Annotated in this window: 13 protein-coding genes; 2 read left to right on the top strand and 11 right to left on the bottom strand. The window is 51.4% G+C overall.

Annotated features, from left to right (window positions below):
* Positions 1–206: 206 nt before the first annotated feature.
* From XI25_RS11920 to XI25_RS11870, 11 genes are all read right to left on the bottom strand, one after another.
* Positions 207–2,642 carry a GH39 family glycosyl hydrolase gene (locus XI25_RS11920; RefSeq protein WP_327204770.1) on the bottom strand — a complete coding sequence of 812 codons (2,436 nt, stop codon included), beginning with the start codon at positions 2,640–2,642 and terminating at the stop codon, positions 207–209.
* A gap of 388 nt (positions 2,643–3,030) precedes the next feature.
* A complete protein-coding gene (locus XI25_RS11915; RefSeq protein ID WP_046678916.1) occupies positions 3,031–4,641 on the bottom strand; it encodes a cobyric acid synthase in 1,611 nt (536 codons plus the stop codon).
* 108 nt (positions 4,642–4,749) lie between these two features.
* Positions 4,750–7,905 (bottom strand): hybrid sensor histidine kinase/response regulator, encoded by a 3,156-nt coding sequence (locus XI25_RS11910; RefSeq protein WP_046678764.1) that lies wholly within the window; start codon positions 7,903–7,905, stop codon positions 4,750–4,752.
* A gap of 225 nt (positions 7,906–8,130) precedes the next feature.
* Positions 8,131–9,201, bottom strand: coding sequence for an ankyrin repeat domain-containing protein (locus tag XI25_RS11905; protein WP_046678763.1), 1,071 nt, complete (start codon positions 9,199–9,201; stop codon positions 8,131–8,133).
* A gap of 123 nt (positions 9,202–9,324) precedes the next feature.
* Positions 9,325–10,176 carry a metallophosphoesterase family protein gene (locus XI25_RS11900; RefSeq protein ID WP_052759567.1) on the bottom strand — a complete coding sequence of 284 codons (852 nt, stop codon included), beginning with the start codon at positions 10,174–10,176 and terminating at the stop codon, positions 9,325–9,327.
* Positions 10,173–10,832, bottom strand: coding sequence for a DUF2625 domain-containing protein (locus XI25_RS11895; protein WP_046678915.1), 660 nt, complete (start codon positions 10,830–10,832; stop codon positions 10,173–10,175). The genes XI25_RS11900 and XI25_RS11895 overlap by 4 nt, the downstream gene beginning before the upstream one ends.
* Before the next feature lie 616 nt (positions 10,833–11,448).
* Positions 11,449–14,151 carry a cohesin domain-containing protein gene (locus XI25_RS11890; protein WP_052759566.1) on the bottom strand — a complete coding sequence of 901 codons (2,703 nt, stop codon included), beginning with the start codon at positions 14,149–14,151 and terminating at the stop codon, positions 11,449–11,451.
* Between the two features lie 54 nt (positions 14,152–14,205).
* Positions 14,206–15,393, bottom strand: a complete 1,188-nt coding sequence (locus tag XI25_RS11885) for a cohesin domain-containing protein (RefSeq protein WP_046678761.1) — start codon at positions 15,391–15,393, stop codon at positions 14,206–14,208.
* Positions 15,394–15,405: 12 nt separating this feature from the next.
* Complete coding sequence (locus XI25_RS11880; protein ID WP_046678760.1) at positions 15,406–17,355, bottom strand: S-layer homology domain-containing protein; 1,950 nt, start codon at positions 17,353–17,355, stop codon at positions 15,406–15,408.
* A gap of 26 nt (positions 17,356–17,381) precedes the next feature.
* The gene (locus tag XI25_RS11875; protein WP_052759565.1) at positions 17,382–19,589 is read right to left on the bottom strand and encodes a dockerin type I domain-containing protein; all 2,208 of its coding nucleotides are present in this window, start codon (positions 19,587–19,589) and stop codon (positions 17,382–17,384) included.
* A gap of 403 nt (positions 19,590–19,992) precedes the next feature.
* Positions 19,993–20,724, bottom strand: coding sequence for a hypothetical protein (locus tag XI25_RS11870; protein ID WP_046678759.1), 732 nt, complete (start codon positions 20,722–20,724; stop codon positions 19,993–19,995).
* Positions 20,725–20,950: 226 nt separating this feature from the next.
* Here XI25_RS11870 and XI25_RS11865 point away from each other — a divergent pair, with 226 nt between their 5' ends.
* Together XI25_RS11865 and XI25_RS11860 are read left to right on the top strand one after the other, a co-directional pair.
* On the top strand, positions 20,951–21,535 hold the full coding sequence (locus XI25_RS11865; RefSeq protein WP_046678758.1) for an RNA polymerase sigma factor: 585 nt from the start codon (positions 20,951–20,953) through the stop codon (positions 21,533–21,535).
* Positions 21,496–22,458 (top strand): hypothetical protein, encoded by a 963-nt coding sequence (locus tag XI25_RS11860; RefSeq protein ID WP_046678757.1) that lies wholly within the window; start codon positions 21,496–21,498, stop codon positions 22,456–22,458. The genes XI25_RS11865 and XI25_RS11860 overlap by 40 nt, the downstream gene beginning before the upstream one ends.
* Positions 22,459–22,819: the final 361 nt, after the last annotated feature.

Here is a 22,819-nt window from a genome sequence, read left to right as displayed (position 1 = left end):
TCCCCCCTGTGTATTACTCTCTCGGCCGTGAGTTTAGTATAAATCAAGTTTGATAACGCTTTCTTGTTGTTATTTGTTGCTCCTAGGGGCGTTTTTTGTTCTATTCATTTTCGCCGCTTTAGCATATGTATTGACGCGCAGGATTACACAACAAAAAACACCCTCTCGCTCAGGGAGGGGTGTTCCATTCATGAACATAGAACCTGCTAGTATTGTTTGTCGAAAGTAAGCATGACTACGCTATGCGGCGGTATGACGATCTCTTGATGCCAGCTTGACTGATCCCGGATGATCTCTGTTCTCATCGCCGGTCCGCTCCTGCTGCGAAGGTAATCCAGTTCCTCCTCGGTCAGACTCTCAGGCGCTCCCAGCCGGACCCATTCATCGAATACCGAGCCATGATCACGGTCAAGCAGGTAGCTTGTGCATTTATAACTGCCCGCAAGCCCTTTAATGGACAAATGATACACCACGCTCCCTTTTTCCTCAAACACGGCATATCGGTTCATATCCGACAACTCGGACCAATCCCCGCTCGCAAACAAATGATCGACGTGAACGTAATGATACAGCAGGAATTGAAGACTGCCGTCGCTTCGTCTTGTCCCTATATAGCCGTCCCCTTTGGTTACGACCTCATCCCCGAGTTTGTAAAGCAGCTGAAAAGCGTAATAGCTTGGCTTCTTAAGCCCGTCTCTATTGACCAATCCAAAGCCGCCGTAAAAAGGCGGAGGCGGGACCAGGCTCTCCTCGAATACGTCCGTAAAGGACCAAAAGGCTATGGAATTCAAAAAACCAATTGAATTTACCGCATGATAGATCACAAATGGGGCCATAAACATCGTATCATGCACCAAATTGCGATCGTAAAGCGAGAAATTCCATTCCGTCATATGCAGCTCGACATCATCGTACGACGCAGCCTTCATTTTCTCTTTCAATCGTTCGATGCTCTCTATATAAAAGGATGGCGGCATAAGGGTCGTCAACCGGTCCCCCTCTTCTTTGAGAAAAGGATACTCGGAATACACATGGAACGAGAAAAAATCGAGCGGTACCTGATGCTTGCCGCAATACGCCAAAAATTCCTCCGTCCATGTATCGTTCCATAGCGAACCGTAGCCAAGGGCCGGTCCTCCAACCCTCAACTCCGGTGAGATGGACTTTATCGCATGCGCCGTCGATTCATAAAATGCGAAGTATTCCTCCTTGCTGCCCGCCCAGCATACGCCGGACAGATCCGGCTCGTTCCACACCTCAAAGTACCAGTGCTTCACTTCTTCCCTTCCGTAGCGATTCAAGCAGTGGCGCACGAATTCACGGACAAGCTCATCCCACTTCGCCTGCTCCTTGGGCGGCGAGATGCCTCCTTTCCACCAGAATACGGTCTCATTTGTCCGCCGGAGGAGGCTTGGCATGAATCCAAGCTCTACGAAAGGCCTGATGCCTTGCTGAAGCAAATAATCATACAGCTTATCAACGTATGACCAATTGTAGACGGGCGTACCGTCGGCCGTTTCGTGATATACCATCATTTCATCATTAAAAATGCCATGGAATCGAATATATCCAAAAGGGAAGCGGCCTTGCATGTCTGAAAGCTGTTTACGCCAATCCTCCCTCAGCCCTTCAGCCGCTCTGCCGGCTGTTGCGATCCGGTTCCAGTGCTTCTCGTAAGGCATGCCTTCCGCATCCGCTTGCAGGGTTACTTCCACTCTGGCTGAAGCCGCTGTTACAGAACGATCAGACGCTTCGTTATCGCGATCCGTCTTGATGCGAAGATAGCGGTATAACGACGTCATCGCTTGAATCGTATCGGTCTCGTAATAATCGCCGCTGGAGGATTCTTCGTAAGTAAGCGGCTTGCGGTCAGGATTCGATGGGTCCGAAGCTTCCGCGGCTTCCCGGTATGCGCTCGGCGTGCAATCATATTTTTCTTTGAAATACTTATTGAACAGCTTTACATTGGCAAAGCCGCAATCGAGGGCAATCTCCGTAATGTTTTTCGTGCTATTGGCAAGCTGCACCTGGGCTTTCTCCAATCGAACCAGCGTTAAATATTTTTGAAAGGGAATACCGATCTTATCCGTGAAAAAATGAGAAAAATAATGCAAACTCAAATGTTCCTGATCCGCCATGGTTTGCAATGTGATCTTCTGGTTGTAATGCTCATCGACGTATTGGAGGACACGGTTCAGCCGTTTGTAATCATAGGTCTTGTTATCCTCTTCCGCCGCTTTGTTCGTCCCCAAAGAAAAGCGGCGAAGCAAATATCCGCACAGCGTTTGCAGGCATCCCATCGCGTAGCTTCGATAGCCGACCGCTTTTTTATTGATTTCCCATACCATCTTCGCAAGATCGCGTCGAATAGCATCATAGCTGCCGCGGTTTTCATCGGTTTGCGTACTTGAATTGCAGTGGATAAAAGCGTTGGCATCCAGCCATTCCGGACCGAACTGCAGGGTCAACAGCACATTATCCTGGCTTGTCCGTTCGATCTTATGTACCGACATACTATTCACCACGATGATATCGTCCTGATGAAGCGTATATTGATGCTGGTCAAGATACATAATCACCGAGCCTTGAAGGACGTATATGATCTCAATCTCTTTATGCCAATGGAATTGGATATGCTTCACGCTGTTAACAAACAGCTTGAACGGCAGATCATCCTGATGTTGAATAAATTCGTAAAGGTAGCGGATATTCAGCTCCTCCTTTCCGTCACTTATTATGTAACCAACAGCCTGAAAAATTCAATGCATCCTGTACTCCATCCCAAAATAAACAGCCGAAGCCTTCCCGTCAGCCAATTCGAAAAACGGGTGTCACAGTCAGGGGAATACAGTAAAGAGCCCGCGTCCGGCGCGGGCTCTCTGTCGTTTCTTTTAGCCGCCAAGTTTCCCGTTTCTGGGTGCTTCAGCAGATTATTTTCCTGGATAGATCTAAATTCCATGAGGTTCTATTTATCAGATCATAGAATCCGTCTTCTTTTTACAGGTGCTGGCTGGCAGCCCTATTTTAAGCCTACGGCTCCCCGGCACCTAATATTCGATAAATTTTATCCATATTCAAATGACGGCGGGCCTGATCCGCCAGTCGGTCAAAGGCAGCCTCCCGCCGGGCGGCAAAATTCAGTTCGCAAGGCAGAGGTGCAAGCCCCTTGGCTACGCGAAGCCCGTTCAACCAGCCTCTGCGGAAAGCATCGTTATGAAACAGGCCGTGCAAATAAGTCCCCATGATGCGCCCGTTCGGATGCAGCAGGCCGTCAAATCCGGCAGAATCCGTTTCATTCTCGTCCGACGCTTGCAGCTTCATCAGCGGTTCGGCCGCGATATCCGCCGCGGTCGGCAGCGAACGGCCCATATGAATCTCATACCCTTCCACGGAACAATCATATAACTCCGTGCCGCGCAGCCCGGATGCGATCACGGTCCCCCGTGCCCGTTCCGTCCGCTTGTCAGCCGCGAACACCGTCTCCATCGGAAGCAGGCCGAGACCGTCGATAACCGCTCCTTCCTCGGCTTCCGCTCCGTAGGGATCGCGCAGACGTTCGCCCAACATTTGATAGCCTCCGCAAATGCCTGCCACGGTCCCCTCCTTCGCATATGACACCAAAGCGTCGGATAGCCCCGTTTCCTTCAACCAGATCAAATCGGCCATCGTGCTCTTGGTCCCCGGAATAATGACCGCATCCGGCGTTCCAAGCTCTTGCGGCCGCCGTACATAGCGAATGCGGACATCACTCTCGGCAATCAGCGGATCTATGTCGGTAAAGTTCGAGATTCGGGGCAAAGCTACGACCGCAATATCTAGGTCGTTCTCCGGTAGCACCTTTCCCTTCCACTGCTCCAGCGTAACCGAATCCTCCGCTTCGATATCCAGGTCATCGGCATACGGCAGCACGCCGAGCACCGGAATGCCCGTACGCTCTTCAAGCCAATCCAATCCGGGCTGCAGCAGCGCGACGTCTCCGCGGAACTTGTTGATGATGAATCCCTGAACCCGTTCCCGTTCATGCGGCTCCAGCAGTTCCAGGGTACCGACGATCGAAGCGAACACCCCGCCGCGGTCGATGTCGGCCACCAACAGGACGGGAGCCTCCGCCCAGGCCGCCATGTTCATGTTAACGATATCGTTCTGCTTGAGATTGATTTCGGCAGGACTGCCCGCTCCCTCCATGACGACGATGTTGTAGGCGTTGCGCAGGCGGTTCACCGCTTCAACCACGATGCGCTTCGCTTCAGGCAGGAAGCCGGAACGGTAATCGCGGGCGCTCAGGTTCTTATAAGGCTTGCCATGCACAACGACCTGGGCGTTCATGTCCTGCATCGGCTTAAGCAGCACCGGATTCATATCCGTCGTCGCCGGAATGCCGCAAGCTTCGGCCTGAACGCCCTGTGCGCGCCCAATCTCCTTGCCGTCCGGCGTCACATACGAATTAAGCGCCATATTTTGCGACTTGAAAGGGGCTACCCGATATCCGTCTTGCTTAAAAATCCGGCACAGCGCCGTCGTTACGACGCTCTTGCCGACATCCGAGGCGGTTCCCTGAAGCATGATCGTCCGCCCTTGGGGAAACCCTCGCGTCTCCTTCACTTGTTCCGCGCCGGACCCGGCGCAGGATTTCTCGTTCATATTCTTCACCCTTTCCGGTTGCCGCCTGCCGAAGATGCAGCAAGCCGGCGGTCTTTGCCGTTCGTTAATGGCGCCATATGTCTTTTTCATCACTGCATCGAGCACCCGTCACGCTGGTTCGTTCCCTTCGGGATCCCGGTCCGGAATGACAAAGGACACCGTAGTCCCTTCGCCGGGCTCGCTTCGGATGGTCAGGCCTTTTCCGTACAGCTGTGTCAGCCTTCGGTTGGTATTAAACAATCCGATTCCTCCCTTGCTCTTTAGCGGCTGCTTCAGCAGCTGCCGGACCGTCTCCTGCTCGATTCCCCTGCCGGTATCCCTGATTTCAAATAGAGTGGCCCCGTTCTTGCGGCTGATCCGTATATAAACGATGCCGCCTTTGGCCTGCTTAAGCACGCCGTGCTTTACGGCATTCTCGACCAGCGGCTGAATCGTTAGCGGCGGGATCCGGAGTTCAAGACTCCGGTCGACCTCCCATACAATGGTCAATCGCTCCTCGAACCGTTCCTTTTCGATATACAGATAAGCTTCGACAAGTTCCAACTCATGAGAGAGCATGACCAGCTTTCCCGCATTCAGGAAATCAAAGCTGATTCTTAAATATGAGGTAAAGGCTTCAACCAATCCGCGCATTTTCTCCGCATCAATGTCGCTGAGCGCCCAAATCGAGTTTAACGTGTTGAACAGGAAATGAGGATGGATTTGGGCCTGCAAATAGGCGGCCTCCATGCGTAACCGTTCATTTACGGATTGCTTCAGCGCGGTTAACGACCAGATCCGGTACTGCAGCTCCAACGCGTCCACCGGCTTGGTGACATAGTCATTGGCACCGGACAGGAAACCGCTGTAAATATCCTCAAGCTGGCTGCGTGCGGTCAGCAGCAGGATCGGCAGCTCGAACATCGAGAAATTTTCCCGCACTCTCCGGGTCAGTTCGTAACCGGACATATGCGGCATCATGACATCCGCGATCAGCAGGTCCCATGAATCCGTACCGAGCAGGTCCAGCGCTTCAAGGGCGGATGAAGCCGTTCTGACGTTATAATGCTCCGCCGATAGAATGCCTTTTAGCACGCTAAGGTTAACGGGGTCGTCATCGACGGCGAGAATGTTTGTTTTTCTGTCCTCGAAAAAGGATGGCACAAGCTGCAGCTCGGACCAAGTTCCGCTCAGGGTTTCGCGGAACTCCAGTCCGGCGGCGTTTTCTTCCTTTCCGCTCCATTCGACGTCTTCGTTGGTTTGCCGGTACAGTCGGCTTTGTGCATCCGGGAGGTTGGAAACATCAGCCAACGGAAGGGCAAAGCTGAAGACGGAGCCCCGACCGGGCTCGGAATGGACGGTCAATTCTCCGCCATGCAGTTCCACCAACTGTTTGCATATGCTTAAACCAAGCCCGATCCCTCTGCCGTCTCTTATTCCCCCGGGTCCCTGCTCGTACGGCGAAAATATGCGCTTTCTTGTTTCCGCATCCATGCCCGACCCGGTATCGGATACATGGATATGGGCTTGACCGTTTTGAACAGTGACGGAAAGCGTAACCGATCCCTGGTCCGTGTACTTAAGGGCGTTATGCAGCAAATTATATAAAATTTGTACCAGCCTTTTCTCATCGGCCCATACCGGCGGAGTTGATTCCGGAATGTCCGTGATGAGACGTACGGGTTTGCCTTCAATCATGAAGTTGAACATGTCGATGACGCCCATGGCAATGGATTGAATATGCAGCGGCTCTCTTCGCAGCACAATGCTCTTTTCCTGGAGCCGTACGACATCGAGCAGATCGTCAAGCAAGTGCGACATCCGGCGGCTGATCGTGATAAGCAGCTCCATGTCTTTAAAGCTTTTGTTATCCATCCTCTCTTTCTCCCTGGCCGCAACGGTGCGGGCGATATTCATGATGCCGTGAAGCGGCGTTCTCAGCTCATGCGAGGTGTTGGCAAGGAACTGGTCCTTCATGCTGTCGGACTTTCTCAGCTGCTCGTTAAGCGCCAGGTTTTCTTCCGAATTGCGGAAGTACCGTTTAAACCAGTAAGCCGAAAAGCCGACGATGGGGGCGATGATATCGATCGGATAATATCCGCTTCCGGTATCGCCATGATACTTAATCCCGCCCCAGATCGCACCGGATATGATGCTTGTCGCCGCGAAAAGCAGAAACACGGCATCATTTCGATTATGGAAAACCATTCGGCCCGTCAGATAGAGAAACCAAACCAAAGGGAAAAAATACAGAATGCCGAACACATGGGCTTCCATCGTATAATAAACGAGCGTCGAGGGAGCAGCGAGCAGAAAAGCCGAATAACCAACAAGCATGGCTGCATATACCAGAAACAGCTTGGCCCCTTTCTTATAACCGGAGAAATTTCTTGCCAGTACCAGGATAAAGAACGAAAGCCACAGGTAAGAAAGTATCCTGATTTTAATGGCCCAGGTATAATTCAAAGGCACCCACAGCAAAAGCAGGCTGTCATTATCGGATACGACCGTAATCCCAGCGGTCAGCAGAAGCAGGAAAAACACGAAAAAAGATTTGTTCTTCGTATTGAACATATACAAGATGAAAGCGTACAACGCATGCAGAATTAAAACAATGAACGTAACGAGTTGAAAGCCGATGGAATACCACCGCTCCGTGTCTACCGCAGCCTGGGAGCCGAAGCGGACAGACTTGACGATCCCGCCGTCCGCAGGGTGGTCATAGTTGGATATACGGATAATCAGCTCGATTTCCTTTATATTGTCTGCCGTGTAAGAGGCGGTATAAGTGACCACCTTGGGTTTATAGTTTTCCGCCTGTTCAGACGGAATGCCGAAAGGCGGTTCTGTCTGACCGTTAATCTCAACGATCGAGGCGGCTTGTATTTTCTGAATCCAGAATGTGTACGGCTGGTTTAGCGGCCGGTCGACAAGAATCCGAAGCCTGTAGGTCCCGTAACCGAACGATGATCCGTTTTGCCCGGTCGACGGACTTCCCCAGTTACCCGGTACTTCGATATACTGCGGCTTTTCAGCTTCATTCCGCAACATATCCTTATGGGTAAGGAATTTGCCGGGGTAAAACTCCCACTCGCCATCCAGCGTAATCGTCCGGGAGTTCTCGAAGTCCCAGCCGCGCAGGTCGATCAAGCCTTGAACCGCACCCGGATGCTCGGGCGTGGGATAAAGCCCGTACCAAATCCATCGCAGCCCGATAAGTACGGAGAGAAACAACAGGATGATTGCGATATGCTTGAATATCGATTTGATATGTATATTTTTCATAATTGTCTAAATTCGACGCTTTGCCTTACTTTCCTTTTCTCATGACCGTCAGAATTCATTTCCAAATATCACATGAATTTTCTCCAACAAGGACTTTTACGACGTCAGCGTAAAGATCGACGCGATAACGGGAAACGTGTTGAAAGTGTACGGTCCGAGCCGCTGAAACGGCTTCGGTACCTCGTTAAGCCTCGCCGCCAGACCATAGCTTTAAAAAAACCTCTACTATCCCTCAAAAATTCGATTCACATATAAGACCGGATCAGCCATGAATTCCGAGTATTTCGCCAAGGGAGCATATTCCTGATGTTCTAGGTCGTAATAACCAATCTTCTTGGAGCCCGGATGCCATACGATCAGGATATGGCTGTAATTATCCACCTCCGCGGACAAACGCAGCATTTTTTTGCGGCTGACCTTCATTTCTACGGTATCGGTCAGGCTGAAGAAATCGATAAACTTCACGTCAACATCGTTTCCGGGAAGATTCACACGCAGATCATCCCCGCTTAAGAATGCGGTCAGTTCTGCGGGCAGATTATAGCTTTTAAGCTGGTACAGTTTATTGCTCCGATCGTGAAATTCCGGTGGTTCCAGGGATTTGAGATATTCGGCCAGTTCTTTATTTTTGCCGGCCACGGCGATGGTATAGGGACGCTCGCCGTCTTTTTCGGCAATCGTTACGTCGGCTCCCCGTTCGATCAAATATCGGACCATCTTCATGTCGTTGTTTCGGGCAGCTACCGTCAGCGGCGTTGCCTTGTACGGGTATACCATGTCGGGTTCGTTATAGTTGATATCTACTCCGTGTTCCAGCATATACTCAACGATTTTCAGGTTACGATCGGAAACGGCGGTGCGAAGCGTATCGCCGCCGTATTTCCGGATATCCAGCCCCAGCTCATGGATAAGCGGAATGTTGCTTCCGTTGCCGTAGTAAGCTTCCTGGTAAGCGCTGGACTTGACGTTGTTAAGCAGGTCCATCCGCGCTCCCTGCTCCTTTACGTACCGAACCGTTTTTTCGCTGCAGTACCGCACGGCGAGCAGGAATGCCGGGTTGTCCGGCTCGTTCAGTTCGGCGCCATGCTGCACAAGCAGCTTGACGATTTGCGTTTTATCCAGGACCAACGCGATATCAAGCAGAGACAGCTCGGTGTATTTTCCAAGCTTGATCTTATCGTGAATGTTCCATCCGCTCGCTAGCGCCGCTTGAATCGCGTTTATGTTTCCTTCATAAATATGGAGGGCGATTTCCGGCAGCGTCTCAAAATTGCCTATGTTCTTCAGCTTATACATCCTAATTCACTTCCTTAAAGGGATAGGGTTATTTGTTAAGTAGTTAATCGGGCCGCAAAATCCAGCAAAGCTGGCAGCCGCAAAAGAAACGCGCAGTCATTCCATAATTTTCAATTTCCAGTGTTAATCCAGACTTGCTGCCGTGAACACCAGTACCCGGCCGTCGGCATTTAACACCTGCGTACCGTTCTCAAGTTCAGCCAGGGACTGTTCCCAGTGAACATGACCGCAGCAGACCAGAAGCGGAGGCGCCGCTTCTAGCGCTTCACGGGTGCCTGCATGGCCGGGAAGCCCTGCTGCCGGAACGTCCGGTCCCTGATGCAGCATCAGCACATGAGGACCTTTTCGCAGCAGTTTTTGCAGGAAACCCAAATAATCCGCTTCCGCCATCCGGTTTGGCTTTCCCGCTCTTCCCGTCACACCCCCAAGTCCCGCAACGATCATGCCGCCATGCACGGCGATTTTGGGCTCGGAGTAAAAATCAATGCCTTGAGCGGCCTCGAGTTCGGCTATCCCTTCCCCGGTAAACAAATCGTGATTCCCCGCCACGCCGACAACGGTTCCGAAATGCCGATGGAACGCTTTCCACACCGGCAGCGGATCGCCGCTTGACCCCCTCTTGAACGGATCGGCATACAGGTCTCCGCAAAGGAGTACGATCACCCTGGCCGGATTAACATCCGGCAGGCTGCACCGCAACAGCAGATCCAGCGTTTCCGGCAGTTCTTCGCCAACAAGTTTGTTGTCACGGCCGCCATAAAACTCATGCCCGGCAATCCCTTGAAGGTCTGAGGTTACGATCAGGGCCTCCACCCCGTCCGGCAATCCAAGCATTTCTCCCCAGTAAATAGGCAGCCATTCATAAAAGATTCCCTTACTGCCGGGTGCAGCCGCAATATAAGGCACCTGCTCTATCGGTTCCTCGGCAATGCAGACTACCCTAAGGGCTGTCCCTTCCGGTTTGCCTGATTTCATGACCATCTCTCCGCGACCGATCGCCAAGCTTCCTCGACGGCTACAGGCGCTTTGCGGCTGGTTTCCCCGCCGCCTTCCTGCGACCATAGCGGCGGATAGTAAGCAAACACCTGTCCGGGCTGAAGCTTCCGTATCTCTTCCTGCCAGCCTTCCCAGCGAAAGGTTTGGTAGAACAGTTCCAAGTCCCCTTCGGCCAGCCATCCCAAAAAACCGGAATAAGCCAGCTCCGTAGACTCCCACTCGAGCGTATCCGGCGCAAAGTAGTAAACATGCCCATCGCGTCCAAACCTTCCCGTATTCAGCGCAAAAAAACCGCCTGCGGCATCATAGGCCACAACCAGCATCCCTTGAAGCGCCGGAACAGCCGTGTTCTCCCGAAGTCCGTTCCAGGAAGCCAAGCTGCCGTGAATGCTGGTTCCACCCGCTCCAAGCAGGGTAATCCAGCCATGATCGAACAGGATTCCCTCCGTTTCGTAGGCCACCGTCCCCAAATACGATTTCGTGCTCACTTGCAGACGGTACAGCGTATCGGCAGCCGCTTCCGGCTCCGCAGCCACGATGGCATACGAATTCTTGCCTTTGTTCAGTATATCCTTGACTTCCATCCAAGCATGATTTTTCGAATCCACGAGTTCCTTTACCGATAAAACATGCATCATCCATCTCTCTCCTATTTCTGCAGTCTGCGGCTTGAAGCCCAACCGTTGTTTCATCCTGTATGTCCCTTTTTTCAAATCCGATAACCGGTTTACCAAGAATAAATAGCGATCCGCCCGTCATGAAAGCACGGTGTTCCCTTGTTTAATGCATCGTCGGAAACGCGCGGATAAACCTTCCAGGGAAACAAAAAAATCAGGGGATTGGAGCCCCTATGGTTCGAATGGAAACCAAATGGGAAGGAGAGGATTCCATAGCCTGATTACCAAAACAGTATATAGCGATATCGGTTATATAATCAAACGTTGGCATGGGCATCCATGATAATCGTTTCTTAAGACCTACCGCCAATAGTCTGAAAAACCTACTCGATGTCTGCTATCCAAGGATTCGCTAAGACGAGTAGCGGCAAATTATACCTAAGAAACCTTGCAATCCAAAATCCTGCATCGGGCTTTCATCAAGATATAGATCCACGGATGAAAAGAGACTGCGCCGCGGCCACAGTCTCCTTGCTTTGCAGTTTTATGATATCAGCGGATGCCGCTTGGACATTCATTAAACTGTTTCAAGATACGAATTTAGCTATGCTGCATGTTATTCGGGACTTTTCGGTCACGGATTCATCATCTTAAGCCCGACCAGCGCCATGTCGGCGATATCGTTCTTGCCGTCCCCGTTCAAATCCATATGACGGTTTTGATCGGCAAGAGGAAGTCCCACCTCCTTGGAGATCAGCATCAAATCGAGCACGTCCACCTTGTTGTCGCCGTTGAAATCTTCCGGGATTTTCGGCAATCCGATCGAAATTTGTACGGGTTTGTCTTGTCCCAACACATCGATATGTCCCGTTTGATCGCCATCTTTCCGTATCGTTTCCGCGCCCTTTACCAGCGTCACGGCCGTCTGGCCTTCGGTACCGATGGCCTTCAGCGTCACTTCCGCGAGATCGGCATCCCCTTGAATGCTGCGTTCCTTCAGTTGGGTTCCTACCAGCGTAAGGATGCCGCCTTCATTAGCCCATGTCAGGTACCCCTGCTCTTTCCAGGCAGGCGATGCAATGACATCAACCGCTTCCCACTTCTTCGCGTCATATTGAACCTTCGCCTTGAATCCGTATAAGTCGGAAGCCTGCGAAATTTGCAGGGTCAAGGGAATCGTCTGTCCGGGCTTGACAGAGGCGGGCGCAGTCAGCTTCAACTGACCTGCCTGTTCATACTCGGTATCGGAAACCGGAATCATCATCAGATTTCCCATGCTTGACGCATCCGCGTAATAAATATTTTCGTTGCCGCTCGCGTCTATCGCGGTGCTCATGAATTTCACTTCCATGCTGTCGGGAACCAAACGAACATGATCCATCGTTCTGGGATCGATGATCGTAATCCGGTCGGCAAGGTCCATGTACAGCAGCCCGTCTTTGCTCCAGTAGGAATGATAAGGACGCCACATGCCGTAATTGCTAATGTCCGAATAAACGTTTTTATAATCGATCAACTCGTAGGTTTTCGGATCGAGCTTAAACAAAATCCCGTTCACGCCGCCCCAAATATTTCCGTCCGGGCCCACCGTCAGCCCGCTGATCATCGGAGGATTGCTTAACCCTGGAATATTCAGCGTAAATTCGGTCACCTTCTTCTTGTTCGCCACATCCCAAACGAACATTTTGGCGGATCTTTCCGTCGGCGAAATGCCCAAACCGCCGTGCACCGTCGTGGAACCGTAAATATATCCGTCCTTGTACGCAAGTCCGACAATGCTCTGGTTTTTGACGATATCCCGGAATACCTCATGCTGTCCTGCGGCAGGATCATAAATCGTAAGCGCTCCGCCAAGCTGTCCGTAGTCCGGAATGGTCCCGATCATGATTTTGTCTTCCATCGTCTTCATGATGTAAGGCCGGTCCTGATGGTCCCCAATGGTAAATACCTTTTCGGCTTTGGGCACAGGCTGCGTCGTATCCGCTTTATAAACATGCCCTCCCGGATATACGCCAAAATACATATCGTTGCCATGGGCAATCATGCCCTCGGCTTGTTCCAGGACAAAGGTTGTGTATTTTAGGGTGGCCGGATCGAATTGGGCTCCCATGCCTCCCGGATAACCGGACATATACAACTTTCCGTCAGGCCCCTGTTCGATATTATGAATCGGATTCGGCTGCCCCTGGAGAACGGACGGGTAGTTTTCGCTCGTCTCGTCCACGACATTAAAAATGCTGTAATCGCCGTTGGCCTTCATCGTCGCAAAGGACTGCTCTTTGCCGTTTGCGTCGAATCCCACCCATCCCGCGCCCCGGAACGACGTTCCATACTTGATGGCGGTCAGGCGCGTTTCGAACGTATCCAGATTGACTTTCGTCACATGACCGTTGGCGGGTATATACAACTTGTTGTCTTTTGCAACCAACTGGTTGAATGAAAAGACGCCTGCGCCCGTAATGCCCCCCGCATCCTTCCCGACTTTGTGAGGCAGCCACTCTTTTGCTTTCAAATCGTAGAACAGCAGCGTCATCGACGGATCGCCAAACTTGACGGCGAGTAATCCATTCACGATGGTCATGTCATAAGCAAAAGGAACAGCGGCAGCTTCTACGCCAAGCAAGGCGGCCACTCCATCCGAAATGACCTGCTTCTCGCCGGTCTCCACGTTCAGGCGAACAACATCGCCTTTTGTTCCTATCCCGGCATAGACAAAGCCTTCATGATAAGCAATAGACCGGACATATTCTTGTCCTTGAATCATGCTTCCATAATCATGGAACTTTTGGGTCGCCGGATCATATTTGAAAACTTTGCCGCTTTGGAACGTCCCCCCGTACACATTCCCGTGCTCATCCGTGATCAACGTCCAGATCGATTTCTCGCCTGGAATCGGTTGTCCCAGATTTTGTATGGTTTTCGTGGCGGGCGAGTAAGCCCATAAGTCGCCTTTGGTTTGCCCGGATGTCGTAATCCCGCCGATATATACGGTTCCGTCCGGGGCAATCGTCTGCCTCCAGCTTTGCTGGGTTCCGGTCAGCGGAAAGGAGCGAATTAACTTATGATTTTTAATGTCCACCACATTGAAAATGGCCGTATCCCCGTTCACCGTCGTGTAGAATACGTCTTTTCCATCCTCTTTGCCGACGACGGCATCGCTGATGGAAGCCCGCGATATGGGCACGCCGAGGTCCACCGGCTGTCCGAAGGTTTTGCCCTTGAACGAAACCGGGTCGCCTCCCGCCGCGCCGGCTGTCATTCCGCCCGATAACGCTGCGGTAAAAACCATCAAAGCAGCGATCGGCAGCATCATCCACTTCTTCAGCTTCTTATACATCGTATACCTCCTCGAAATTTGAGTAGCAGCTTGGTTGTTGTTAGCGGGACGCGCCTAGTTCTTCAACACCTTGAGGGCAACCAGTCCGACGTCCGTGACGTCAATGCTTCCATCGCCGTTCAGATCATAGTGCTTTATCGCTCCATCCGGCTTTTGATCCACGCTTTTCCCGATCAGCAGCAGATCCACCAGATTGACGGTTCCGTCACGATTCAGGTCTTCTCCGCTTTCCATGATCGTTAATCTGGCTTTAACGTCATCCGGCAGCGAATAGAGATCCTGATCCGTCTGCGCGCCGACCGGGGCAAGAAGCGATCCGCGCTGAATCGCAAGCGTCGTATTTCCGGATTGCTGCAGCACATCAAACGTGATATTCAGCATGTTCTTGTTGCCGCTTATCGAATGATTTTGGAGCTGGGAAGCGACAATTCGAAGCTTTCCGTCTTGATCCTTCCAGGTCAGGAAAGCCTCCCGGCCATCTTTAAACTCGGAATCCAGTTCAACCGAACTCACCTTGAGCGCATTCGGATCATAGGACAGATTCAGATCCGCGGCATAAAGGTCCTGTGCATCATAAACCGAAACTTTTACCGTGACCGGCTTGCCCTTTACCGCCGTTTCGGGCGCAAGCAGCGACAGATTCATGTCCTTCTGCTCATAGGTCAACTTAAAATCATCGTAATAGGCCACCGCGGTAAAAAAGTTGCTAAGCGAAGCGTAAACGTAAGCATGCTTGGCGTTTGCCGGCGCGACTCCCTTCACTTCCCCCTTAAACCACTCGTTCTTGGGCGAACGATAATGGAATAATGAATCCGTCCCTACCTGCTTGTTATTTTCGTCGAAAAAACGGAGGAGCAATGTGGCCGCTACCGTCGGGTCCTCCAAATACATCATGGCCGAAGCGGTGTATTCCGTTCCCGGCTTGACCGGCAGGGGAGGACTCTGCAGAATGGCTCCTTTGGTCGTTGTCGTATCTTTAAATCTCACGCTTTGCTTTCCCGAATAAGCGCGATCCGTCGTAACCTCATAGTAAGCATCGGGGTAAGGCGCCCATAAGGGCGTCCACCCGGGGATAACGGAATCGACGACCTCTTCCTCGAATCCCGCATTCGGAATTTCAATCTCTTTCGTTTGGAATCCGTCCGCTGCGCTGGCCGTTGAAACATCGGTGGCGGTAAGCACCGTCGCCATCACGAGGATTAAGGCCGTACATATCATCAAACCCTGCCGCAAAAGTTTCAATAGACTCCCTCCTTATCGTTGATCAAGCCAGCGGAGCAGAATGATTGCCGCTTCCGCGCGGGAAGTATAAGCTTTTGGAGAATAAAGCTGCTGTGCTTTCCCTTTGATTAACCCTTTTTCCCTCGCGGAATAAATGGCCTCCTTGGCCCAACCGCTCATCTGATCATCGTCCCGGAATTTCGAACCGTCTGCCGGGGCCGCACCTTTCACTTCGCTGCCGGTTGCGTTCATCAGCATCACGGCCATTTGCTCCCTCGTCAGCTTCTCATCGGGCCGGAAGCTCCGTCCATCGCCTTGAACGATTCCCGCTTTCCAGGCTGCTTGCACTTCCTTGGAATACCACGCGTCCGGTTTAACATCCGAAAATACGTTTGCCGCCCCTTCCGAAACCTCAAGATTCATCGCTCTGGCCAGCAAAGAGGTAAATTCGGCCCGGGTGATTTCCTGGTTAGGCGAAAATGTTCCCTGACCCGTCCCGAACATGATCTGCTTGGCCGCCAAGGCTTCAATTGCATGTTTTGCCTCACTGTATAATTTTTCGATATCCCGATAATCCGCAGCGTATTCCATGACGGCATACGTCCCCGGCTTACTGACAACCAGTTCATAGGTTCCATCCTTCTGCTTGGCATCCCGCATGTACTTCCAGGAGCCGGAGCTTTCGTCCCACCGATACACGCCCAATCGATGAAGCCCTTCTCCTTTTGCTTTAAACGGAAGCACAAGGTCCAGGTTGCCCGGCAGTTGAGTAACAGGAACGCTCCTGCCCCCTGTTACCTCCGACACGAACAGATTGTAGGAAGCGAGCGGTTTCAGCTTATCGCCGAGTTCCTTTATGGATGATGGCTCCAGGGAAGCAAGACTGATCCTTACCGCGTTCTTCTTCGGAAGGGAATCCGGATGAACCTTTACTGTCCCCTGTGCCCATTCCAGCACCAAAGACATCTCGCTTTTCTCCATTAGCGCCAATTGTTCTGCGGTCATATGAAGCGCAGCTGCCTGTTGGGCTTTGGAAGCAAGCGATAAGCGGATAAGCGCTCCAGTTTCCGTCTGCAAGCCATGTTTTTTGGACTGCGACAGCAAATCCGTTACCGACTTCACGGCAAACTGCAGCGAGCTTTCGTGAATGGTCGCGGCTCCGTCCGCTGAATCCGTTCCAAGGGTTACGCTCCCTTGCAGCTCTTCGATCAATTTTTTCAATAGGGCTTCCCACTGCTTCTTCTTCTCGCCCGTGAGAGAAGGGTCCTCTTTGGACAACAAGCCGCTTGCCGCGGATACCGCTTCTTTTAACCGGCCTTGGTGAAGCATTTGTTCAATATCCTTCAGTGATTTGGCTAAGTCGCCTTCGTTGCCCTTAGGTCCGCCCGGGTCTGCCGGGGTGCCTGGAGAAGAAGGAGTGCCGGGATTCGAAGGCACGTCCGGATTCGCGGAGTCCCTGATGGTTATGTTCAGCGGCCCTCCGTCTTTTACGGGAATGGCCTTCAAATCTTTCAAGCCTGCTTCATTGATGAAAGACTCCGTTGAAACCGCCTTGATCTCCAGGAATTCAACATCCGCCTTTCCGGCCTCGCGAGCGGTAAAGCTTAATTCGGCTACATCCAAAGCAGCCGCTTGCGACACGTTTGACGCTTGTTCGCGCAGCAGAGGCAATAGCACCGTTCCCTGATGGGCGTCTGTCTTTATGCCGCCGAAATCGTTATATCCTCCCGTCGGTGCAGCTTCCTTCAGCGTTAATTTCGCGGCGTCATATTTCACTCCAAACTGAATGCCGTATAAATCCGCAGCATGGCGAACGGATACCTTGATTTTTACTGCGTCCCCCTTGGAAACCGACGGCATTTCAGCCTTTAACGAGATAACGCTTTCATTATTAGGAACGGCTACCGCCGTCACCGGAGCGAAACCTGCCATGAAGAGGCACAGTATCGCAGCAGGTACAACGGTTCGCATCCATTTCATCATTTTCGACCCTCTCCTTATTCGTTATTTCAATGCTCCAGCATCGATAAGCCTATGATCCCGACATCGGCCACATCGATTACGCCGTCCCCATTCAGATCCAAGCGGGCGTTTGTATCCGAAACCGGGATACCCGTATGTTTAGCGACCAACATTAGATCGAGCAGGTTCACGCTTCCATCGCCGTTTACATCTGCAGAAGGCGCCGTGCCGGGATTGCCGGGTTCGCTGTCATTCACCGGAATCATTTTTAGCCGCGTTCCTTCTGCATAGTAGATATGTCCGTCGTCGCCAAGGGCCATATAGCCGGTTTCAGGTCCGGTATAAACAGCCTTCATCGTGCCAACGTCCAATACCGTTATCCTTCCGTATAAATCCGTATATAGCAGTCCGTCCTGTCCCCAACGCAGGTGAATGGGGTTCCACATGCCGTAATCCTTAACCCCGGGGTAAATGGCGGCTTCTTTCACGACTTCAAGCGTATCAGGGTCTACGGCAAAAATAATTCCGTCCGCCGCTGCCCAGAGCAAGCCGTCAGGACCGAAGGTTAAACCGCTGATCATCAACGGATTTTTTATGGCCGTGGACAAGGCCGGGGTGAACTCCGCCAACTTGCTGCCCCTTTCCGTATCCCAGACAAACATTTTAGCTTCGCTTGCCGTCGGCTGCGTTCCCAGACCTCCGTGAATGCTGGTGGAGCCGTAAAGCTTTCCGTCTTTATAGGCAAGACCGACGATGCTTTGATCCTGCACGACGTTTCTGTAAACCGAATATGTAACCGACGTAACGGAGGCCGGTTCGTAGGTCACCAGCGATCCGCCAAGCTTTCCGTACAGAGGAACCGTTCCGAAGAACACCTTGTCATCCCCTGCCGCAAACACATACGGCCGGTCCTGCTCTTCGCCGACGCTGAATTTGTAAAGCGGGTTTTCATTGAGCTTGAAAGGAAGATCAGGCGAGAGCTCATGGATCTGGGCGCCGGGGTATATGCCGATATACAGCTTGCCGCCGTAGGCCCCCATGCTTTCCGCCTGATTCATGGTAAACATCTCCCTGGACTTGGTAGCGGGATTATAACGGGCGGCGTTAGCGCTTGGGTAGGCGCTCATGTACAGGCTGCCGTCCGGGCCTTTTTCCAGAACGTGAAGCGGCGCGCTTTGCCCTTCCACGATCGGATGAAGCTCCTCGCGAACCCCTTTCTCAGGCTGCATTAGCGTGACGATTCCGTTGAATTGGATGCTGACCAGCTTTTCTTGAGCGTTCGTTCCTATCCAGCCGGAATTCTTCATGGACATCGTCTGCGCTATGCCCGTATCCCGAACTTCATGAGAGGCCAGATCAAAGGACACCAGTTTCTTGTTCTGCAAAAAGTAAACCTTTCCGTTCCGTTCGGGAGATACTTTCACCCCGTCGTACCCTTCGATTGCCGTGTCCAGCCATTGCTTGTTGACCAGATCATAGACGATTAACTGCTTTACGGAACCGCCTGACAAATGGGCAAACAAATAGTCTCCCGCCACATCGAGATTGTACACGAACGGATAGGCGTCAACCCCCGGGATCGGCTTTAGCGGTATTTCGTCTTTGGCGCCGGTTGCCGGATCGATTCGGATCAAATGTCCGGTAGAGCCTGTACCCGCATATACGTAGCCGCCGTGATAAGCCATGGACCGGACATACTGCTGCCCCTCCACCGCGCTGCCGAAATCGGTGAATTGTTTGCGGGCAGCGTCATATCTAAAAACCTTCCCTCCCGGAAACGTTCCTCCATAAACGTTCCCGTCATCATCAAGCGTCATCGACCAGATGCCGCCCTCGCCCGGGATCGGGACGCCCAACCGTTCGATCTTTCCGGAAGATGCGTCATAACGATACAATATGTTGGATGTCGAGCCGACGTAAACGCTTCCATTTTTATCCGCTTGATGCACCCAGGCCTGCTCGCTGCCTTCCAGAGGCACGGTATTGACGATTTTGTAGGTATTCAGGTTGATGACGTTTAATACCGCGGGTGTTCCGCTTACGGTCGTATACATGTAATCGCTGCCGTCAACTTGGTTATAAGCGCTGTCAAAAATGCTGATTTGCTGGATCGGAGACCCCAGGTCCACCGGCTGCCCGAACGTGGCAGCGGGGCTGTTCGCCTCCGCTCCATCGGCATTGGCCGCAAGCGGAGAGATTAACATAAGCACCGACAGACACAAAATCATCGATTTGCGAAAAAATGAATTTGACATTTATCTTCCCTCTCCCAGTCTTGAATTTATTTTATGCTTCATCCGCTTCTCCCGAATGTTCCTCCTTTCCTGATGTTAGACGATGTGGGTTCGCATTACGCTTATCATTGGTTCTTATCTGGATCTTATTCTTAATACTAGTAGAGTCAAATTACATCTGTCAACGGTTTCACATTTACAGACTTTTTAAGGACACGCAAGCCGCAGACAATTATGACCTTCCTCGCTCTGGTAGGCAGTGGGGCCGCCCTTGTCCGGCAGTTTACTCGAATTCAACTTAGATTCTTTAGGCAAGTGTTCAGGGATTCCGGATGGTTTCAACAAAAAAAGAGGCTGCGCCAGTGGCACAGCCCCTATCTTTTTGTAAAGACATCGACAAATTAATATAGCTGGATCGAACGCTCTATTTCAGCGGAAGCTGCTTGGACAACCGCTCGAACTGCTCAAGGTGCGGATTTATCCTTGGCTGAATGCTCTGCAAATATTTAAGGGCCGCCGCATTTTTGCGCTCTTCCGCTTTGGTGTCGCCCGGGAAAAAGGTATATGTTTTGCTGACGGAACCTTTTTGGTATTTGGCCATGAAGATTTTGCCGGTTTTCCAGGATGCCTTCATGTCCTTGTTATGGCCCATGATATACAGCGTTTCGTTTCCGTTTTTGTAGGTGAAGCTGTAGTCGGGATCCGCGACGGCATGAATGACGTCGTATCCGCTTTTGAACAGATGGTTTTTAAAGATGCCGGTTTGGATCTGATGGGATACCACTCTTCCTTCCTCATCGGTCACCTTGTGGGTCAAGGTGCCTTTGCCCTCCATCTTGTCGTTCTTCCAGGCACCGCTGTATACGACTTTAATCTTATGCCCCTCCGACACGTATTCGTTCATGTATTTACCCGTGCCGGTCCGTTTACCGTCGGAAAAATCGCCCGAATATTGCTTTCCGTCTCCCCATTTGATCGTACCGTGCCCGTGCGGCACACCGTTTTTAACCTCGCCGTAATACGTCGCATGTCCTGCGAGCTGAACCCGTTCCTTGGAAGCGGAAGCGTGCACGGCCGTCGATCCGGTCGCAAGCGAAGCGGCGGTCAATGATGCCGAGAGTGCAAGCGACAGAGCAATTGCTGTTATTTTTTTCATCGAAGACTCATTCCTTTCAAACACATTGTATGATGTAAAATAACCATTATTCCATGATAATCCATTTTCTTTCTGAAATACAAGGTAAGATCATCGTGAACCAACGGCTGCTTGCAAGGACTTAAGCATCAATTTCAGAATTTTTTTAAGATAAGGCACATTTTTGCGAGCTTGATTGTTATAAGAGTAAAAAGCTAAGGAGGTGCTGACATCGCGGCAAGATGAAATGGATCCACAAGAGTTGGAAGCATTAGTCGGCTCAATCCAAAAGGGAGATGCGAACCAATACACCCGGATTGTGAAGGCATTTCAGCAGCCCATTTTCCGTTACTGCTATCGATTGCTCGCCAACCGGCAGGATGCGGAAGATGCAGTGCAGGATATATTGGTCAAGGCCTATCAGTCCCTTTACCAATACAAGAGATCGGATCATTTTTCGGCATGGCTGTACCGGATTGCCTACAATCACTGCATGAATTTGCTGCGTAAACGGCGAATGCACAACCAGGTGATGCGCATCTTTCGCCCGGAGACCGTGTCGGCAAGCCCTGAGCATGAGCTCGACAGCCGGCTGTACAAGCCTTCATTGGCAACAGCCCTATCGCAGTTAACTTTGGAAGAGAGAAACCTGCTCATTCTTCGGGTATTTGAAGAGAAAACCTATGCCGAGATCGGCGAAATTTTAAAGACCAGCCCCAATGCACTAGTGAAGAGAATGATCCGAATTAAAAAGAAAGTACGGAAGTCCATGAAAACAAAGGAGGAATCTCTTTGGAACGAACCCAACATCACGATGAATACCAAGATATAATGCTCGCTGTGGAGAATGAAAGTTTACCGGAAGTCGACGTCTCGGAACAAGTGAGAAAACGCATAACCGAACTTGACCACCGCCGCCGTTCGTTTTTGAAGGTAACCATGAGAGGCGCCACGGCCCTAGGAAGCTTGTTGGCACTGGTTCTGCTCGTCACCGTGACTGCATATGCCGCTTCCGAATACATCCAGATTCGAAATAAATCCGGAGAAGTCAGAGTACAGCATGTAGCACCAAGCGAAACATTCGGCGAGCCAGCGGCTTACGACAAGTATGCTAAGCAGGCTAGCGATTTTGCCAAGCCGGGGGATTTGGTAGCTTATTATGTAAAAAAGGGAGACCGTACGGATTCCTCCGAGCCGGAGCTGCGGTTTGAATACAAAGAGCGGCGTATTCATTCCTATGAAGACTTCCTGAAGGAGGCAAAGCGCACACAGGCACCCGTTCTTCCGAAGGCCGCATTGGACTATGCGTTTGATTACGGCAATGTGAGCCCCCGATTTCCGAACTCCAAGGCAGATAAGGAAGAGGCTTTATACCTGAAAACATTGGGCGAGCTTGTTGATCAGGCGTCGAAGGCAGCCTCGGGAGACCATGTGTTTATGAAGTCCCTTCCCTGGTCCCAGCCGTCCGGCATCAGCGGGATATATTCAAAAGGCAAGGCACATATCGGCATTTATGCTACTCTCATGCGCGGGGGAGACATGTACGTGACGCAGGAAAAAGAGCATGCCGCCGAAATAGTCACGGTTGCAGGTACCGAAGTTGTGTATAACCTCGTAAAAAAGGGCGACATCAGCTATGACTACATAAACTGGTACAACGAAGAGCAGGATGCCTATTATACGCTAACCAGCTTTGGGGATAAAACCTTGACCAAAAAGCAATTTTTGCAATTGGCCGAGGAACTGTTGAAGTAGAAGCTAAATCCCTGTAAACCTATTATTGAGAATATTACAAGCAAATCTCCATTGGGCCGACTTCAGGACCTGGTTCGAACATGGCCCACGGACGGGGCAAGGCGCCTCATACCATAAGAAAAACGTCTATCGACGTACTTTCTTAGAAGACAGACCGCTTTTAGCGGAAGTTTTTCTTGCGATATAGAATTCCATCAGCTCCGCTTATAACTTTATAAATTCTATATCTAAAGAAAAACGTCTATCGACGTACTTTCTCAGAAGACAGACCGCATTTAGCGGAAGTTTTTCTTGCGATATAAGGATGGCAAACCTCTGATGTTTATACTTTCTTATCTCTTAAAAAGCCGGTAAACACGCC

This window comes from Paenibacillus sp. DMB20, assembly GCF_000987955.1.
In the GTDB taxonomy this organism is placed as follows: Bacteria; Bacillota; Bacilli; order Paenibacillales; family Paenibacillaceae; genus Paenibacillus_AQ.
Note: the sequence above shows the minus strand (reverse complement) of the source record. Positions and strands in the feature narration are given on the sequence as shown.

Bases quoted from the DNA above. Each gene is read 5' to 3' on its own strand.
- XI25_RS11915 (WP_046678916.1), bottom strand. From the start codon at position 4,641: ATGAACGAGAAATCCTGCGCCGGGTCCGGCGCGGAACAAGTGAAGGAG.
- XI25_RS11910 (WP_046678764.1), bottom strand. From the start codon at position 7,905: ATGAAAAATATACATATCAAATCGATATTCAAGCATATCGCAATCATC.
- XI25_RS11905 (WP_046678763.1), bottom strand. From the start codon at position 9,201: ATGTATAAGCTGAAGAACATAGGCAATTTTGAGACGCTGCCGGAAATC.
- XI25_RS11900 (WP_052759567.1), bottom strand. From the start codon at position 10,176: ATGAAATCAGGCAAACCGGAAGGGACAGCCCTTAGGGTAGTCTGCATT.
- XI25_RS11895 (WP_046678915.1), bottom strand. From the start codon at position 10,832: ATGCATGTTTTATCGGTAAAGGAACTCGTGGATTCGAAAAATCATGCT.
- XI25_RS11890 (WP_052759566.1), bottom strand. From the start codon at position 14,151: ATGTATAAGAAGCTGAAGAAGTGGATGATGCTGCCGATCGCTGCTTTG.
- XI25_RS11880 (WP_046678760.1), bottom strand. From the start codon at position 17,355: ATGATGAAATGGATGCGAACCGTTGTACCTGCTGCGATACTGTGCCTC.
- XI25_RS11875 (WP_052759565.1), bottom strand. From the start codon at position 19,589: ATGTCAAATTCATTTTTTCGCAAATCGATGATTTTGTGTCTGTCGGTG.
- XI25_RS11870 (WP_046678759.1), bottom strand. From the start codon at position 20,724: ATGAAAAAAATAACAGCAATTGCTCTGTCGCTTGCACTCTCGGCATCA.
- XI25_RS11865 (WP_046678758.1), top strand. From the start codon at position 20,951: ATGGATCCACAAGAGTTGGAAGCATTAGTCGGCTCAATCCAAAAGGGA.